The sequence below is a fragment of the Catellatospora coxensis genome, from assembly GCF_016862635.1.
Lineage (GTDB): Bacteria > Actinomycetota > Actinomycetes > Mycobacteriales > Micromonosporaceae > Catellatospora > Catellatospora coxensis.
In genome coordinates, this window is sequence record NZ_BONI01000047.1 from 32,286 (window position 1) to 47,408 (window position 15,123).

The window sequence follows — 15,123 nt, forward strand, 5'->3', positions numbered from 1 at the left end:
CGCGATGTTCCCGTCCACGCCGTGTTCAGTCCGCGACCGGGCGGATCGCGCCGGGGAAGTACTCGCGCTGGCGGACCACCCGGTAGGCGCCCGCGGCCAGCGCGATCGGCCCGTGCTCCTCGTGCACCAGGCGGCCGTAGCCCTCGATCAGCAGGAACAGCCGGCCCGGGTCGTCGGGCGGGCACAGCATCGCCACCCGCTCGCCGGTGACCACGTGCGCGTGCCCGGTCGCCTCGCCCAGCGCCAGCACCATGCGGTTGCGCCGGTCGCGCGGCGCGGGCATCAGGTCCGGCGGCAGCTCCTCCCGCGCGATCGGGACCACCAGCACATCGCCCTGCCTGAACATGTCCCACACTCCACAGCCGACCGTCGTGTCGCGGGCGACGCTAGCGGGCGGGTACGACACCGCCGCCGGCGGGGAACAGCCCCTCCAGGACCACCGCCACACCGTCCTCGTCGTTGCTCGCGGTGACCCGGTCCGCGCCGGCCAGCGCCTGCGGATGGGCGTTGGCGACGGCGACCCCGATCCCGGCCCAGCGCAGCACCGGCACGTCGTTGGGCATGTCCCCGAACGCGATCACCTGCGCGGCGTCGACGCCCCAGGCCGCGCACAGGCGGGCCAGGGTGTCCGCCTTGGACACGGTGGCGGCGCTGATCTCCAGCATGCCCTTGCCGCCGGAGTAGGTGACCGCGACCTCCGGCACGAGCGCCTGCAGCCGGTTCAGCAGCTCGTCGGTGACCGGGGCGGGTGACCAGGCCAGCAGCTTGACGCAGCTCTCGGCCTCGGTCCACAGCTCGGCCCGGGTGCGCACCGGCACCCGGACGATGCTGCGGCGGCTCACGTGGTCGAAGCCGGGGCCGGTCAGCGCCCGGTGCCCGGTCTCCACCGCGAACGCGATGCCGTCCAGGGCCGGGGTGAGCACGTCGGCGACCCGTTCCGCCAGCGGCAGAGGCAGCGGGCCGACGATGGTGATCTCGCCGGTGGCCAGGTCGTACACGGCCGCGCCGTTCGAGCACACGGCGACGCCGGTGATGCCCGCCGCCGCGGCGACCTCGTGCACCTCCCGGGGCGGCCGGGCCGTGCCGATCACGATGCGCGCGCCGGCCTGCGCGACGCGGGCCAGGGCCGCGACGGTCCGGGCCGAGACGGTGTGGTCGGAGCGCAGCAGGGTGCCGTCGAGGTCGACGGCGACGACGTTGATCACCGCCGGACCCTACCGCCCGCCACCAGTACCTCCACCAGGACCTCCACCGACGGCCACTCGGCCACTCGGCCACCCGGCCGTTTCGCGCCGCCGCGCCGCCGCGCTGGCCAAGGTCACTCGACTTGCCAGGCAACCGGGCGTACGGGCGGTCAAGATACGCACACCTGCCCGGCAAGTCGAACAATCACGGAAGGCCGGCCCGGTCCAGCAGGTCGTGCATCAAGCTCACCGGCAGGCGCGGGTTGGCGGCGGCCCGCTCGACGACCCACGGGTCGGGGTCCGCCAGCAGCGCGGCGAGGATCTCGGCGGGCGACCCGGGGCCGGCCGCGACGGCACGCCGCACGACCGCGCTCGGGTCCGCGGCGAGCCGGGACAGGGTCTTCGGGGGCAGGGCGGGGTCGCGTGGCGCGTAGCTCCGTACCCGCTCGTCGGGGTGGTCGGCGTAGGTGTGCAGGACCTCGGTGGGGAAGTTCGGGTGGTCGGTCCACCGCCACCGCGTCTTGCGGCTGTCTCCGCGCTCGCGCAGCATCCGCTCCAGCACCGCGGGCGGGGCGTCGGGCCGTTTCGCCGCGGCCCACCGGACCCGGTGCGCGGGGTCGGCGTCGAGCCGGGCGTACGCCTCCGGTGGCAGGTCGCGCGTCCATGCCACGGCCTCCCGGAACGCGATGAAGGGTGAGTCCAGGTAGGCCAGCCTGCGCTCCAGCGGGGCGGCGCGCAGCCAGTCCGGAGCGACGAGATCGAAGAACACGACCACCACCTCGGCCGTCTCGTCGCCCGATGCGGCGGCCGCCTGGCATGCGTCGTACCGCCGGATGCGTTCCTCCTCGGTCAGCGACGGATGCTGCAGGATCGTCAGGTGGACCTCGTCTTCGGGGTCCTGGAAGAGCAGCTCGCGTACCGGCGGCGGCAGCGCCGGATGGTGCGCCAGGCCGACCCGGACCGCGACGTCCGGGTCCATGGCCAGGGCCGTCGCCTGGTCGTCGGTGAGCTGTGCATACCGGGCCAGCACCGCTCGGGTCCGCGGGTCGCGCAGGAACTCCGGCTGGAGGTCGGCGGGCGTCTGAGGGTGCCGGGGCGAGACCGCGGCGGCGCGTACCGCCGGATCGGCATCGGTGAGCAGCGCGCGGTGCACGTCGGCGGGCGGGTCGAACCAGCAGCGCGCGGCGGCGGCACGGACCACCGGGTCGTGGTGGGAGGCCAGTTCGGATCGGGGCATGCCGAGCAGCTGCTCCAGCTCGCCGATCGTGAGGTAGCGGTCGTCGACGAGCCGTTGCCGTGGCGCGTCGCGCCAGGCCTGCCGCACGACGGCGACCGGATGCTCGGCGAGCTGCCAGGCCTTGACCGCCGACACGTTGCCCCGCCTGCTCAGTGACGTGATCAGCGCCGGATCGCGGTGGCCGGCGATCGTGTCGGCGACGGCGTCGGGAAGTTCGCCCCTGCGGGCGGCCACCAGGCCGGCCAGGTGCCGATCGCGGGCGAGCCGGACCAGCACGTCCTCCGGCGCCGCGGGATTGCCGGCGAGGTTTTGCAGCACCTGCTGGTCCACGGGCCCTCCGCACGGGTCACGTCGTCACGCGGGCAAGACTAGCGCCGTCGGGGGCACGGGCGGGTGCCGCAGTCCGTGGCACACTCTGGGCATGCAGATATCCGGGCTGCGGATGGCCGTGTTCCTGTGCGCCGGGGTGGCCAGCGCGGCGGTCGGCCTGCTCGCCCTGGTGACACACGTGGGTATCGGTTACTACACGGTCTTCGGGATGGTGCTCGGGTGCGCCGGCGCGGTGCTGGCCTGGCTCGGGCTGGCCGATCTGCGTCCCGGCCCGATCATCTGGGCCGCGGTGGCGGTGCTGGCGGGGGCCGGTCTGCTCGCGGGCCTGCTGGTGGTACGCGAGGACATCTGCTGCATGTTCGGCTACCGCCGCGGCCTCGGCTACCCGTGGTCGTGGTTGGACAGCGGAGCCGACGCGTCGACCCTGGACGAGATCGAGGAGATCGCCGCCGCGCCCGAGCGCCTGCGCCTGCACCTCGACCCGATCAAGCTGCTCCTCGACGCCCTGTTCTGGACCCAGGCCGCGATCCTCGCCGTGATCCCCGCGGTGCTGGTGCTGCGCCGCGCGGAGACCGACACCCGAGGTGATCATGAGGTTATGCCGCCGACACGCCGCCGAGCCGTGCCATAGGTTCATGATCACCCCGGGAGGGGTGGGGTGGGGTGGTTACCAGTCGGAGTTGGGGGCGCCCAGGCCCAGGCGGATCTGGTCGAACTGGTTGCCGTCGTTGTCGTCGGTGAAGGTGAGGGCTATCTCGCCCCAGGGGGAGACGGCGACGGCGGGCTGGTCCTGGCGGCCGGTGGTCAGGTCGCTGTAGAACTGGGCGGGCAGGCGGCCGGCGGTGGTGCCGTCGGGGTTGACGCCGCGAGCCCAGACGTCGCCGGTGTTCGCCGGGATCGACCAGGCGACCACCACGTTGGCCTGGTCGTCGATGCCGGTCGAGGGCGCGGTCGCGCCCGGCTGCGGGGACACCTCGACGTCGGCGTGGCGGGCCGTGCCGGCCGAGGTGAAGGAGCGGGTCCACACGGTCGGGGCTCCGGTGTGGTCGGACTCCCAGGCCACCGTGAACTCGCCGGTCATGTTCGCCGCCACGGACGCGTTGCGCTGCTGGCCGTCGCCGGTGGCGTTGGCGGTGCGCCGGGACAGGGTCACCGCACCGTTGGCCTTGGCGAGCCGGACCAGGCCGATGTTGTCGAAGCCGTTGCCGTCGCCGTCCTCGTTCCACACCACGACCGCGTCGCCCGCGGCGGACACCGCGACGTCGGGGCGGTGGTGCGCGCCGGTGGTCTGGCTCGCGGTCACCTCGTACGCCTTGGTGGTGACGTTGGTGAAGCCCGCCGCCTTGACCGTGGCCGGGTTCGGGTCCTGGACGTCCTCCCAGACCACGGTGAACGCGACCGCGCTGGAGCTGCTCGGCGTGCCGTCGGGGTCGACCGCGACCGCGGGGTTGATCTGCTGGCCGGCGGCCGACGCGTTGGCGTTGCCGGAGCCCAGGATCGTGCCGGTCGGCGAGACGACCCGGTAGGGGATGTTGTAGAAGCCGTTGCCGTCCGGGTCGTCGGCCCAGACCACCACGGCGTTGCCCTTGTCGTCGAGGCCGACGTCGGGGGACAGGTGCCGCCAGGTGGTGCCGGCGGTGCCGCCCGCCGAGAGTTTCAGCTCGTACACGGCGACGCCGTCGCGGAACAGGCGCAGGAAGATCTCGGAGTGGGCGGCGTCCTCCGGGCCGGTGCTGTCGCGGTCGTCCTCCCAGACGACGGCGACGTGGCCCGACCGGTTCGTGGCCACCGCGGAGACGTCCTGGTCGCCGGTGGCGGTGCTGTTGGCCGTGGTCCAGGTGACCGAGGTCGGGGTGAGCGCGGCCATGGCGCGGGCGGCGGAGACCGGGGTGACCGACGGCAGGCCCGAGGCGCCGAGGGCCGGGGTGGCCACGGCCGCGACGGCCAGTGCCGCCGTCGCGGACAGAGCCAAGGTGGTGAGGGACTTCATGGGCATCTCCTAGACCTGCTGGAGGCCGGGCAGGCCGTCCTGGATGACGTACGAGCGCAGCGTGGACACCGCGGCCCCGTGCTCGGTGACCGCGCCGACCGCGCGGAAGTCGGCGCGGACCTGCGCCTGGCTGATGGTGGTGCGCACGTAGCCGCGCCGGTCGGAGTAGAACTTCAGGTGCGGGTTGGTGGCCACGTTCGGGACGGTCGTGGTGGCGCTGCCGTCGCCGCCGGAGCTGATCGAGGTGCAGACCAGCTCGGTGCCGATGGTCGCCGAGTTCGGGTTGGCGTAGTCGGCCTTCAGCTCGTTGGCCCACGACTTGTGCACGTCTCCGGTCAGCACCAGCGGATTGCGCACCGCGCGGTCACGCCAGCCCTGCTGGATGCGGGCGCGCGAACCCCGGTAGCCGTCCCACGAGTCCATGCTGGCGGCCCCGGCGGCGTCGAACTGGCGGGCGAAGAACACCTGCTGGCCGAGGATGTCCCAGGTGCCGTAATGCTGGGCCAGGCCGTCGAGCAGCCACGCCTCCTGCGCCGCGCCGGTGAGGCTGCGGGTGGGCAGGTCGGCGTCGGCGCACACCTTCCAGCCGTCGCCGCAGGCCTGGTCGTCGCGGAACTGCCGGGTGTCGAGCATGTGGAAGGTGGCGAGCTTTCCCCAGCGGATGCGGCGGTACAGCGGGATGCTGTTGCCGCTGGGCGTCGAGGCCGGGCGCAGCGGCATGTTCTCGTAGTAGGCCTGGTACGCCGCTGTGCGCCGGGCGGTCCACTGGGCCGCGGTCAGCGCCGGGGAGCTGTCGGCGCGCACGTTGGTGGCGTAGTTGTTCTCGACCTCGTGGTCGTCGGGCACCACCAGCCAGGGTGCGGCGGCGTGCGCGGCCTGCAGGTCCGGGTCGGACTTGTAGAGCGCGTACCGGCGGCGGTAGTCGGCCAGCGACACGATCTCGGCGCCGACGTGCTCGCGTACCGAACCGGCGGTCGCGCCGCCCTCGTAGATGTAGTCGCCCAGGTGCAGCACCAGCCCGGGGTTGTCCTCGGCCAGCCGGCGGTACGCGGTGAAGTAGCCGGCCTGCCAGTTCGAGCAGGACGCGAACGCCATCACCAGGTCGCGCCCGAACGTGGTCGGCGCGGGCGCGGTGCGGGTGCGCCCGACCGGCGAGAGGTGGCCCTGCGCCCGGAAGCGGTAGTAGTAGTCGGCGTCGGCGGTCAGCCCGCCCGCGATCACGTGCACCGAGTGCGCGTCGGCGTACCGGGCGGTGACCGAACCGGACGCGGCCAGCGTGCTGAACGAGCTGCTGGTGGAGACCTGCCAGTCGACGACGACGTCGGCGTTGGCCATGCCGCCCTGGCCGTCGGCGTTGAGCGGCGTCGGCGCGAGGCGGGTCCACAGCACGACGCTGTCGGACTCGGGGTCGCCCGAGGCCACCCCGAGCTTGAACGGGTACGGGGCGGCGGCGAACGCACTCGCGCCGGTCAGCGCGGTCCCCGCGATCGCGAGTCCGCCGAGGACGAACGTACGGCGATGGAGTGATCTCATGCGCCGGACATTCACGGACGATGATGAACGTGATCCGTTGCGCCGTTGAACCACGGATTACGGGCGGCCGTCACTCCGTCGTGTCATGTCGTACGGTCCGACCCTTCTGCGAGGATGCTGCCTGGACCGCGCGCAAACCGGGCTAACCATGACGATCATGGAGGATTCAAATGGCGTCCCGCCTCAACCCGTACATCAGCTTCAACGGCAACGCTCGCGAGGCCATGGAGTTCTACCAGGGCATCCTCGGCGGCAACCTGACGATGAGCACCTTCGGCGAGTTCGGCGACAAGGACGCGCCGTACGCCGACCAGATCATGCACGCGATGCTGGAGTCCGACGCCGGCTACACGCTGATGGCCTCGGACACCCCGCCCGGCATGTCGTACCACCCCGGCGACAACATCACGATCAGCCTCAGCGGCGACGACGGTGACCGGCTGCGCGGCTACTGGGAGAAGCTGACCGAGGGCGGCACCGTCGGCGTGCCGCTGGAGAAGCAGATGTGGGGCGACGAGTTCGGCGCCCTCAAGGACCGCTTCGGCATCAACTGGATGGTCAACATCGCCGGCTGAACGAGCTCGAGCGAAAGGAAGGGCACCTTCACAACGCTATGCGTTGTGGAAGGTGCCCTTCCTTCGCTTGCGCTGGAGGTCAGCTGGTTTCGCCGGCGACCGAGAAGACGCGCAGGCGCTGGGTGGCCAGCCAGGCGCCCAGCACGGTGAAGACGACGGTCATCACCCCGGCCACGGCCGTGGAGACGGTGCTCGGGAACAGCGCCGAGCCGGACAGCGCGCTGGCGAACTCGATGACGTAGTGCTGCACCGACACGGTGCGGGTGCCCGTCACCACGTTGCTGAGCAGGCCCTCCCAGATCACCACGTAGAGCAGGCCGACCAGCACCGGCCGCCGGGTCACCACGCTCAGCGCCAGGAACAGCGCGCTGTACACGATCGCCCCGGCCACACAGGCCAGCCCGAACCCGAGCCCGAGCCGCACCCCGCCGACCATGGTCGCGGCGACGAACATCGGCACCGCGGTGGTGACCGCGCTGACGGTCGCAGCGACCACCAGCTTGGCCAGGATGATCCGGCTGCGCGGGATGGGCTTGGTGAGGATGTGCACCACGGTGCCGTCGTCGATCTCCGAGCCGAGCACGCCGGTGCCGACGATCAGCGACACCAGCGGCAGGATCACGGCCACCCCGAGCCCGATCAGCACGCCATCGGCGAGATCGGCGGCCTCGGCTTCGAACGCCAGCCCGATCGCGGTGATGCCGATCAGGATGACCGGCATCGGCAGCAGCAGCCAGGACCGGCGGCGGCCGAGCAGCCCCCGGGCGGTGATCCAGGCAATGGTCATGTTCATCGCGGTGCTCCCTATGCCGAGACCAGGTAGGAGAAGACGCTTTCCAGCGACTCGTCCGAGGGGATGAGCTGGCGCACCCGTACGCCCTGGTCCAGGGCGATGCGCGGCAGGGCCCGGGTGAACGTGCCGTAGTCGCCGGCGTGCACGGTCAGCCCGTCCTTGCCCAGCGTCACGCCCGCGACCGAGTCCGAGGCCATCAGCGCGACCGCGAGCCGCCGGTCGTCGCTGGACCGGATCGCGAACACGTGCGGCCGGTGCGTCATCAGGCGGCGGATCGTGCGGTAGTCGCCGGACGCGGCCAGCCGGCCCGCGACGATCACCTGCACGGTGCCGGAGACCTGCTCGACCTCCTCCAGGATGTGCGAACTGAACAGCACCGTGCGGCCCTGCGCGCCGAGCCGGTGCAGCAGCTCCATCATGTGCATGCGCTGGCGGGGGTCCATGCCGTTGAACGGCTCGTCCAGCAGCAGCACCGCCGGGTCGTGCACCAGCGCCGCGGCCACCCGCATCCGCTGGCGCATGCCCTTGGAGTACGTGTCCATCCGGCGGTCCTGCGCGTCGGCCATCTCGACCAGCTCGATCGCGCGCCGGGTCGCCGCATCGGCGTCGGGCAGCCCGTGCAGCTTCGCGCTGGCCCGGACGAACTCCTTGCCGGACAGGAAGCCGTACACCGCCTCGCGCTCGTTGACCAGGCCGAGCTTGCGGTAGATCGCCGGGTTGCGCCAGGTGGCGTCGCCGTCGATCAGCACCTCGCCGCGCGACGGGGCGAGGAAGCCGGCCATCATGTGCAGCAGGGTGGTCTTGCCGGCGCCGTTCGGGCCGAGCAGGCCCGTCACGCCCGGCCCGAGGGTCATCGTCACGTCGTTGACGGCGACGACGTTGCCGTACCAGCGGGACACTCCGCGCAGGTGTAGGTCGCTCACAGGGCTGCCTTTCGTTCGCGGCTTGCGGTGCTCCACTTCGTTTCGCTCCTCGCGCTCACAGGGAAACCTTCCGGTAGCGCAGGAGCAGCAGCAGGGTGCAGACGGTGATGCTCAGCAGCGTCACCAGGCCGTACACCGGCCCGTACGGTCCGACGTCGAACGACGTGCCGTACAGCCAGCTGCGTACCCCCTCGGGTAGCGAGAACGGGCTGAACATCGGCGCGATCTGCGACAGCGCGCCGCCTTCGCCGAGCGCGGCGAGCAGGCCCACCACCGGCGAGGTGATCATGAAGACGACCACGATCGCGCCCGCGGCGAACGCCCGGCGGCTGGCGATCGAGGCGATCAGCACGGCCAGGCTGCTGAAGACCAGGGCGTACAGCGTGGCCACCACCCAGCCGCCGAGCATGCCGCGCGCCTCCGCGGCCACCCCCGACGCGTTCTCGGCGGTGAACGCCGAGCCCAGGAACATCAGCAGCTGCGGCCCGGCCATCAGCAGCCAGACCGCCGTCGCCAGCGCGGCGAGCTTGGCCAGCGCGTAGTCCGAACGGGCCAGCGGCCGGGAGAAGTACAGCGGCAGCGTCTGGTTGCGCAGGTCCCGGGAGACCAGCTCGGGCGCGACCACGGCGAGGAACACCATCACCAGCACGCTGGCCGTGCTCGGCAGCTGCTGGTACGTCAGGATCATCTCGCCGGTCTGCGCCTTCACCGCGACCACGATCAGGGCCAGCGACGTGACCAGGCCGATCACGATCCACGGGAAGATCTTCGCCTTGGCGCTGCGGCCCAGCCCGAAGGCGACCCGCACGCCGTGCTCGAACAGCGAGCGGGCGGCGTAACCGCGGCCCAGCCGGATGCCGGTGTAACGCTGGTAGCCGATGTCGTGGATGACACTCCGCTCAGACATGGGTCACCTCCAGGGACGGTTGCGGGGCGGCGGTGGAGAACAGCTCGGCCACCCGGTGGCGGCGCTGGTCGAGGCGGTGCAGCGGCAGGTCCAGGTCGGCGACCGTACGCAGGATCAGGTCGTAGGTGTCCTCGTCGGCCAGCGGCACCAGCAGCATCCGGCCCTCCGCGGTCGCGGTCAGCCCCCGCTGCGCCAGCGCCGCCGACAGCTCGTCGGTGCCCTCGGCGACCTCGATGGCCAGCACGTCGGTGCCGGTGGTCATCGCGTCGACCCGGTCGGCGCGCAGCAGCCGCCCGCCCTCGATGGCGATCAGCGAGTCGCAGATCCGTTCGATCTCGCCGAGCAGGTGCGAGCAGACCACCACCGAGATGCCGAACTCGGTGCCGATGCGGTGGATCAGCGTCAGCATCGCGTCACGCCCGGCCGGGTCCAGGCCGTTGGTGGGCTCGTCGAGCAGCAGCAGGTCCGGGTCGTGCACCAGGGCCTGGGCCAGCTTCACGCGCTGCTTCATGCCGGTGGAGTAGCCGCCGATCTGGCGGTAGCGCTCCTCGTACAGCCCGACGTGGCGCAGCGCCTCGGAGGCGCGCTCGCGGGCGACGGTGCGCGGCAGGCCGGTCATCCGGCCCATGTGCGTCACGAACTCCGCGGCGATCATGTCCGGCGGCAGGCAGTCGTGCTCGGGCATGTACCCGACGCGGGCGCGCACCTGCTCACCGGCGGTGGTCGGGTCCAGGCCGAGCACCTGCGCCTGGCCGCTGGTCGGCGTCAGCAGCCCGAGCAGGGTTTTTATCATCGTGGACTTGCCGGCGCCGTTGGCGCCGACCAGGCCGATGATGCCCGGCTCGACGGACAGGGTCAGGTCGGACAGGGCGGTCACCCCGCCCGGATATGTCTTGGTCAGCGACTGGGTCGCGATGAGGGCCACGCCGACAACCTAGACCCCGGGCCGTGCCCGGCAGATCCGGTGTCAACCCTGGTCTCGACCCTGAGACCAGGTCGGGTGGCCTGCGGCGGCACCCGCCGGGCGGCGTGGCGCGCCGCGGACCCGGCCCCGGCCCCGCTCGTGGTCGGGTCTGGCCGCCGGTCCGATCTGGATGAAAGAATGCGCACCGTGAGCGAGCAGCCCAGCGACACCCTGACCGTGGCTCCGTCGCCGCCGGCCGCGGCGGTCGCCGCGGGGGAGCGGCACGGTTTCTATCTCGGCCTGGTGTCGGCGGCGTTCCCCGCGATCCTGGCCGGGGTGCGGCTGTTCGTGCTGTCCAACGGCGACGACGCGACGCTCAAGGCGCTCGCCCAGCACACCAGCATGCAGGCGCTGCTCATCGGCAGTTATGTCCCGTTCCTGCCGCTGATCCTCATCCTCGCGGCCTACCTGGCGCTGTCCGAGCGGCGGGCCGCCGTCCGGGGCGCGGTGTTCCAGCCCACGGTGCTGGCCAGCCTGCCGCCGCCGGTGGCGCTGATGCTGCTGGTCGTCGGGCTGCTCACCGCGCCGGTGTACCTGCTGCTCGCGCTCGCGGCGGCCGCCGCACTGCTGTCGCTGATGCTGCTGCGCCGCCGGGAGCGGACCGCCGCGCCGCGCGCCGGCGAGCGCCCGCCGAGCCCGCTGCTCGGCGGGCGGGTGCCCAACCGCTGGGTCGACGGGCTGACGCTGGCCCTGGGTGTGCTGCTGGCGGGCATGGTCGCGCTGCAGGGCATGTGGCTGCCCGCGACCGCGCTCACCGTGGACGGCACGACGAAGATCGCCTACATCCTCGGCCAGGACGAGGACCTGGAGACCGTGCTGTACCGCGACGGAGGCGGCCCGCGGCAGCTGGCGTCCGACGAGATCACCTCGCGCCTGATGTGCAGCGAGCGGGAGGCCGGTGTGCTGCGCCGCCCGCTCGCCGCGCTGATCTTCCCGCCCGACGTCAAGACCTCGGACGTGCCGCTGTGCCGTGACCTGCTGCGGTCGGGCGGCTAGGCCCGCACCGGCACCGGGTGCGCGAGCACCTCGCTGATCCTTACGCTGCCGATCTCGGCCCACCGGCCTGCCTGCTCGGTCAGCGCGGTGGTCAGTTCCCGGTCGAGAGTCGACCGGCTCGTCATCGCGGCCTCCTGCGGCAGGGCCGCGATGAGGCGGCGCAGGATGGCCGCGGCCAGGTCGTCGATGGCCAGACCCGGACCGTTCGGCTGGTACGCGGCCTGCACGGGGTCGGTGATCCGCCACAGGATGCGCATCCGGATCTCGACCTTGCCGCCGTCCCGGGCGGTGAACACGTCTCCCGCCGGCTCGTCGACGCTGCCCTCCCGTGGCGCCGAGGGCCACAGCAGCATCTGCTGGGTGAGATCGACCTTGGCCTTGACCCGGTCGAGCAGGGGCACCGCCAGCCGCCGGCCGGCGGCCAGCGCGCGGTGGAAGCGCCGGTGGCGTTCCACGATCCACACCTCGTCCTCGGGCACCTGCCACAGTGCCGTCCGCGCCGCCAACGGCAGGAACGCGGAGAGGGCCATCAAGGGGGCGTAATCCATACGGCACAGCGTGGGTCATCCGCGCGAATTCCGCTCGCCTCGACAGTGGCGTACGTTGTACGGTACGGTGTACTCGAACTGAGCGGGAGGAGTCTGCGCATGGCAGAGCCGGCGATAGCGGCGCACGGGGTCCGCAAGACCTACCGGGGAGCACCGGCCCCGGCACTCGACGGATTCGATCTCGAGGTGCCCCGGGGCACCGTGTACGGGCTGCTCGGCCCGAACGGCGCGGGCAAGACGACGGCCGTACGCATTCTGGCGACGCTGATGCGCCTGGACGCGGGCCGCGCGGTGGTGGCCGGGCACGACGTGACCACCCAGCCGGCCCAGGTCCGGCAGCGCATCGGCCTGGTCGGGCAGTACGCCGCCGTCGACGAGATCCTCAGCGGCCGGCAGAACCTGGTGCTGTTCGGCCGCCTCAACCACCTCGGCCGGGCCCGCGCGGCGACCCGCGCCGACGAACTGCTGGAGCGGTTCGGCCTGACCGACGCGGGCGGCAAACCGGTCGCGAAGTACTCCGGCGGCATGCGCCGCCGCCTCGACCTGGCAGCCGGCCTGATCGTCTCGCCCGAGGTGCTGTTCGTGGACGAGCCCACCACCGGCCTGGACCCGCAGGCCCGCCAGGAGGTCTGGTCCGCGCTGCGGGAACTGGTCGCGGGCGGCACCACCGTCCTGCTGACCACGCAGTACCTGGAGGAGGCCGACCAGCTGGCGAGCCGGATCGCGATGCTGTGGCACGGCCGCGTGGTCAGCGAGGGCACCCCCGACGAGCTCAAGGCCACCATCGGCGAGGACTGGATCGACCTGGCGTTCGCCGACCCCGAGCAGGCGGGGCGGGCGCTGCCCGCGGTCGCGGCGCACGCCGACGGCGAGCCGCGCACCGAGCAGCACCGGATCAGCGTGCCGGTGCGGCAGCGCACCAAGGCGCTGATCGCCATCAGCACGGCGCTGGCCGCCGAGGGCGTCGAGCCGGTCGAGGTGAACCTGCGCCGGCCCACGCTCGACGAGGTGTTCCTCGACCTTCACCGCAAGCAGGGCGACAAGCAGGAGGTGGCGGCGTGACAGCCGTACTGGAGGAGACGTGGGTGCTCGCCCGCCGGGAGCTGACCCACTGGCGGCAGCAGCCCGTCGGAGTGATCGTCAACTGGCTGTTCACCGTGATGGTGGCGCTGATGTTCGGCGGCCTGTTCGGCGGGGCGATCGGTGCGGACTACTTCGACTACCTGATGCCGGGCATGTTCGCCCTCGCCATGTTCTTCGGCGTGGAGGCGACGATGACCGCGGTGTCCACCGACGCCGCCAAGGGCGTCACCGACCGGTTCCGGTCCCTGCCGATCAACTCGGCGTCGGTCGTGCTCGGCCGCTGCCTGGCCGACCTGATGAACTCGGCGGTCGGCCTGGCCGTGCTCGTCGGCGCGGCCGCGGCGCTCGGCTGGCGCTGGCACGAGGGCCTCGGCTCCGCGCTCGCCGCGTTCGGCCTGCTCCTGCTGCTGCGCTTCGCGCTGCTGTGGGTCGGCATCTTCCTCGGCCTGGTCGTGAAAGGACCGGAATCGGTGACCATGGTCCAGATCCTGGTCTGGCCCGTCGGCTTCCTCTCCGGCGTCTTCGTCGACCCCGACACCATGCCCGCCTGGCTCGGCACGATCGCCCAGTGGAACCCGCTCTCGGCCACCGCCGCCGCCTCCCGCGACCTGTTCGGCAACCCAGGCCTGGTCCCCGACCACGCCCTCCTGCTGGCCGTCCTCTGGCCACTCCTGCTCACCGCGATCTTCCTCCCCCTCTCCGTCCACCGCCACCGCCGCCTCAACTCCTGACGACCAGGACGAAGGAAGGGCACCTTCACATCGCTATGCGATGTAGAAGGTGCCCTTGTTAACGCAACAGTGCCGATGAGCAGGAGTTTTCCCGGGGCAGCGCGTACGGCGGCGCGGTGGGAGCATGGCGACATGACGATCGCGCAGCTCTATGCCGAATTCGCGGTGTCGGAGGCGCACGGGGTCTCCTCCGTCTACGAACGCCTCGGGCGGGCCGTCAGCCGCGACGACGACGTCCTGGCGCTGCTCGCGACGCTGCCGGCGGCGAAACGGCAGCCGCAGCTGCTGTTCGGGGTCGTCCGCTTCCTCGGCGGCCCGGTCGCCGATCCGGCCGCGTGCCTGGAGTTCACGGTACGGAACTGGCCCGCGATCGCGGCCGAGATGACGGCCAGGGCCACCCAGACCAACGAGGCCGGCCGCTGCGCCGTGCTGCTGCCGGTGCTCGCCGCGCTGCCCCAGCCGCTGGCCCTGCTGGAGGTCGGCGCGTCCGCCGGGCTGTGCCTCTACCCCGACCGGTACGCCTACCGCTACGGCGAGCACCTGCTCGGCGAGCACGGCCCGGTCCTGGACTGCGCCGTCACCGGCACCACCCCGCCGGACCGGCTGCCCGAGGTCGTCTGGCGCGCCGGCATCGACCTGAACCCGCTCGACGTCACCGAACCGGCCGACGTGGCCTGGCTCGACGCGCTCATCTGGCCCGAGCACCAGCACCGCCGCGACCGGCTGCGCGCCGCGGCCGCCGTCGCCGCGGCCGAACCGCCGCTGCTGGTACGCGGCGACCTGAACGTCGCCCTGCCCGCGCTGGCAGCCCAGGCTCCACCCGGCGCGACCCTGGTCGTGTTCCACACGTCCGTGCTGTACCAGGTGCCCGCGCCGCAGCAGGCGACGTTCGTCGAGCTGGTCCGGGACCTGCCCGGCCACTGGATCTCCAACGACACGAGCGATCTTCTGCCGGCCGGGGCGGTCCCGCCGCCACCCGACGGGGCGTCGTACAACCTGCTCGCGCTGGACGGCCGGCCGCTGGCCTGGACCCGCTCGCACGGCCAGGCGATGATCTGGTTCGGCGACCGGCCCGTCGACGCCGGTCGCCTCGGCTGAGGGGCGGCACGTGGACGACGTCATGTTGCGGGCCGTGGCCGCGCTGCTTCCGGGCGGTGCGACCCGCGGCGAGCTCGCTTTCGGACAGCGCAGGCTGCGCTGGGTCGAGGCGGGCACGGGCGGCCCGACCGTCGTGCTCGACGCGGCCAGCGGCCCCCCCCGCGCTGACCTGGCTGCCGATCCTGCCGGCGCTCGCGCGGCACACCAGGGTCATCGCGTACGACCGGGCCG

The 15,123-nt window shown here is 72.5% G+C and carries 16 protein-coding genes; 6 read left to right on the forward strand and 10 right to left on the reverse strand.

Features of this window, described 5'->3' with window-relative positions:
- Positions 1-25: 25 nt before the first annotated feature.
- From Cco03nite_RS25480 to Cco03nite_RS25490, 3 genes are all read right to left on the reverse strand, one after another.
- Entirely contained in the window at positions 26-346 is a 321-nt protein-coding gene (locus tag Cco03nite_RS25480) for a DUF8820 family protein (RefSeq protein WP_144119213.1), read from the reverse strand.
- 40 nt (positions 347-386) lie between these two features.
- Complete coding sequence (locus Cco03nite_RS25485; protein WP_203694733.1) at positions 387-1,205, reverse strand: HAD family hydrolase; 819 nt, start codon at positions 1,203-1,205, stop codon at positions 387-389.
- Between the two features lie 184 nt (positions 1,206-1,389).
- Entirely contained in the window at positions 1,390-2,751 is a 1,362-nt protein-coding gene (locus tag Cco03nite_RS25490) for a hypothetical protein (protein WP_203694734.1), read from the reverse strand.
- A gap of 91 nt (positions 2,752-2,842) precedes the next feature.
- Here Cco03nite_RS25490 and Cco03nite_RS25495 point away from each other — a divergent pair, with 91 nt between their 5' ends.
- Positions 2,843-3,382 (forward strand): hypothetical protein, encoded by a 540-nt coding sequence (locus tag Cco03nite_RS25495; RefSeq protein ID WP_203694735.1) that lies wholly within the window; start codon positions 2,843-2,845, stop codon positions 3,380-3,382.
- A 36-nt stretch (positions 3,383-3,418) separates the two neighbouring features.
- Here the strand turns inward: Cco03nite_RS25495 and Cco03nite_RS25500 are convergent, their stop codons facing one another.
- Complete coding sequence (locus Cco03nite_RS25500) at positions 3,419-4,741, reverse strand: hypothetical protein (protein ID WP_239167654.1); 1,323 nt, start codon at positions 4,739-4,741, stop codon at positions 3,419-3,421.
- A 9-nt stretch (positions 4,742-4,750) separates the two neighbouring features.
- Positions 4,751-6,274 (reverse strand): alkaline phosphatase D family protein, encoded by a 1,524-nt coding sequence (locus Cco03nite_RS25505; RefSeq protein ID WP_203694736.1) that lies wholly within the window; start codon positions 6,272-6,274, stop codon positions 4,751-4,753.
- Between the two features lie 170 nt (positions 6,275-6,444).
- On the opposite strand from Cco03nite_RS25505, the gene Cco03nite_RS25510 reads away from it, so the two are divergent.
- Complete coding sequence (locus Cco03nite_RS25510; RefSeq protein WP_203694737.1) at positions 6,445-6,849, forward strand: VOC family protein; 405 nt, start codon at positions 6,445-6,447, stop codon at positions 6,847-6,849.
- A gap of 79 nt (positions 6,850-6,928) precedes the next feature.
- On the opposite strand, the gene Cco03nite_RS25515 is transcribed toward Cco03nite_RS25510, so the two are convergent.
- From Cco03nite_RS25515 to Cco03nite_RS25530, 4 genes are read right to left on the reverse strand one after another with little or no spacing between them, the layout of a single operon-like run.
- Entirely contained in the window at positions 6,929-7,642 is a 714-nt protein-coding gene (locus Cco03nite_RS25515; RefSeq protein ID WP_203694738.1) for an ABC transporter permease, read from the reverse strand.
- Between the two features lie 11 nt (positions 7,643-7,653).
- The gene (locus Cco03nite_RS25520) at positions 7,654-8,565 is read right to left on the reverse strand and encodes an ABC transporter ATP-binding protein (RefSeq protein ID WP_239167655.1); all 912 of its coding nucleotides are present in this window, start codon (positions 8,563-8,565) and stop codon (positions 7,654-7,656) included.
- Between the two features lie 55 nt (positions 8,566-8,620).
- Positions 8,621-9,472, reverse strand: coding sequence for an ABC transporter permease subunit (locus tag Cco03nite_RS25525; RefSeq protein ID WP_203694739.1), 852 nt, complete (start codon positions 9,470-9,472; stop codon positions 8,621-8,623).
- Positions 9,465-10,397 (reverse strand): ABC transporter ATP-binding protein, encoded by a 933-nt coding sequence (locus tag Cco03nite_RS25530; protein ID WP_203694740.1) that lies wholly within the window; start codon positions 10,395-10,397, stop codon positions 9,465-9,467. Before Cco03nite_RS25530 ends, Cco03nite_RS25525 begins: the two co-directional genes overlap by 8 nt.
- Before the next feature lie 186 nt (positions 10,398-10,583).
- On the opposite strand from Cco03nite_RS25530, the gene Cco03nite_RS25535 reads away from it, so the two are divergent.
- Entirely contained in the window at positions 10,584-11,432 is an 849-nt protein-coding gene (locus Cco03nite_RS25535; RefSeq protein ID WP_203694741.1) for a hypothetical protein, read from the forward strand.
- Here the strand turns inward: Cco03nite_RS25535 and Cco03nite_RS25540 are convergent.
- Positions 11,429-11,980: an SPFH domain-containing protein gene (locus tag Cco03nite_RS25540; RefSeq protein WP_203694742.1), complete on the reverse strand. Its 552-nt coding sequence runs from the start codon at positions 11,978-11,980 to the stop codon at positions 11,429-11,431. The two genes, Cco03nite_RS25535 and Cco03nite_RS25540, sit on opposite strands and share 4 nt — an antisense overlap.
- A 99-nt stretch (positions 11,981-12,079) precedes the next feature.
- Between Cco03nite_RS25540 and Cco03nite_RS25545 the strand changes: the two genes are divergently transcribed.
- The 3 genes from Cco03nite_RS25545 to Cco03nite_RS25555 all read left to right on the forward strand — a co-directional run bounded on the left by Cco03nite_RS25545 (position 12,080) and on the right by Cco03nite_RS25555 (position 14,892).
- Positions 12,080-13,042, forward strand: a complete 963-nt coding sequence (locus Cco03nite_RS25545; RefSeq protein ID WP_203694743.1) for an ATP-binding cassette domain-containing protein — start codon at positions 12,080-12,082, stop codon at positions 13,040-13,042.
- On the forward strand, positions 13,039-13,794 hold the full coding sequence (locus Cco03nite_RS25550; RefSeq protein ID WP_203694744.1) for an ABC transporter permease: 756 nt from the start codon (positions 13,039-13,041) through the stop codon (positions 13,792-13,794). The genes Cco03nite_RS25545 and Cco03nite_RS25550 overlap by 4 nt, the downstream gene beginning before the upstream one ends.
- A 132-nt stretch (positions 13,795-13,926) precedes the next feature.
- Positions 13,927-14,892 carry a DUF2332 domain-containing protein gene (locus tag Cco03nite_RS25555; RefSeq protein WP_203694745.1) on the forward strand — a complete coding sequence of 322 codons (966 nt, stop codon included), beginning with the start codon at positions 13,927-13,929 and terminating at the stop codon, positions 14,890-14,892.
- Positions 14,893-15,123 lie beyond the last annotated feature (231 nt).

Excerpts from the sequence above, each read along its gene's own strand:
- Cco03nite_RS25540 (WP_203694742.1), bottom strand. The coding sequence starts at position 11,980 with ATGGATTACGCCCCCTTGATGGCCCTCTCCGCGTTCCTGCCGTTGGCG.
- Cco03nite_RS25510 (WP_203694737.1), top strand. The coding sequence starts at position 6,445 with ATGGCGTCCCGCCTCAACCCGTACATCAGCTTCAACGGCAACGCTCGC.
- Cco03nite_RS25505 (WP_203694736.1), bottom strand. The coding sequence starts at position 6,274 with ATGAGATCACTCCATCGCCGTACGTTCGTCCTCGGCGGACTCGCGATC.
- Cco03nite_RS25555 (WP_203694745.1), top strand. The coding sequence starts at position 13,927 with ATGACGATCGCGCAGCTCTATGCCGAATTCGCGGTGTCGGAGGCGCAC.
- Cco03nite_RS25480 (WP_144119213.1), bottom strand. The coding sequence starts at position 346 with ATGTTCAGGCAGGGCGATGTGCTGGTGGTCCCGATCGCGCGGGAGGAG.
- Cco03nite_RS25515 (WP_203694738.1), bottom strand. The coding sequence starts at position 7,642 with ATGAACATGACCATTGCCTGGATCACCGCCCGGGGGCTGCTCGGCCGC.
- Cco03nite_RS25500 (WP_239167654.1), bottom strand. The coding sequence starts at position 4,741 with ATGAAGTCCCTCACCACCTTGGCTCTGTCCGCGACGGCGGCACTGGCC.
- Cco03nite_RS25495 (WP_203694735.1), top strand. The coding sequence starts at position 2,843 with ATGCAGATATCCGGGCTGCGGATGGCCGTGTTCCTGTGCGCCGGGGTG.
- Cco03nite_RS25545 (WP_203694743.1), top strand. The coding sequence starts at position 12,080 with ATGGCAGAGCCGGCGATAGCGGCGCACGGGGTCCGCAAGACCTACCGG.
- Cco03nite_RS25525 (WP_203694739.1), bottom strand. The coding sequence starts at position 9,472 with ATGTCTGAGCGGAGTGTCATCCACGACATCGGCTACCAGCGTTACACC.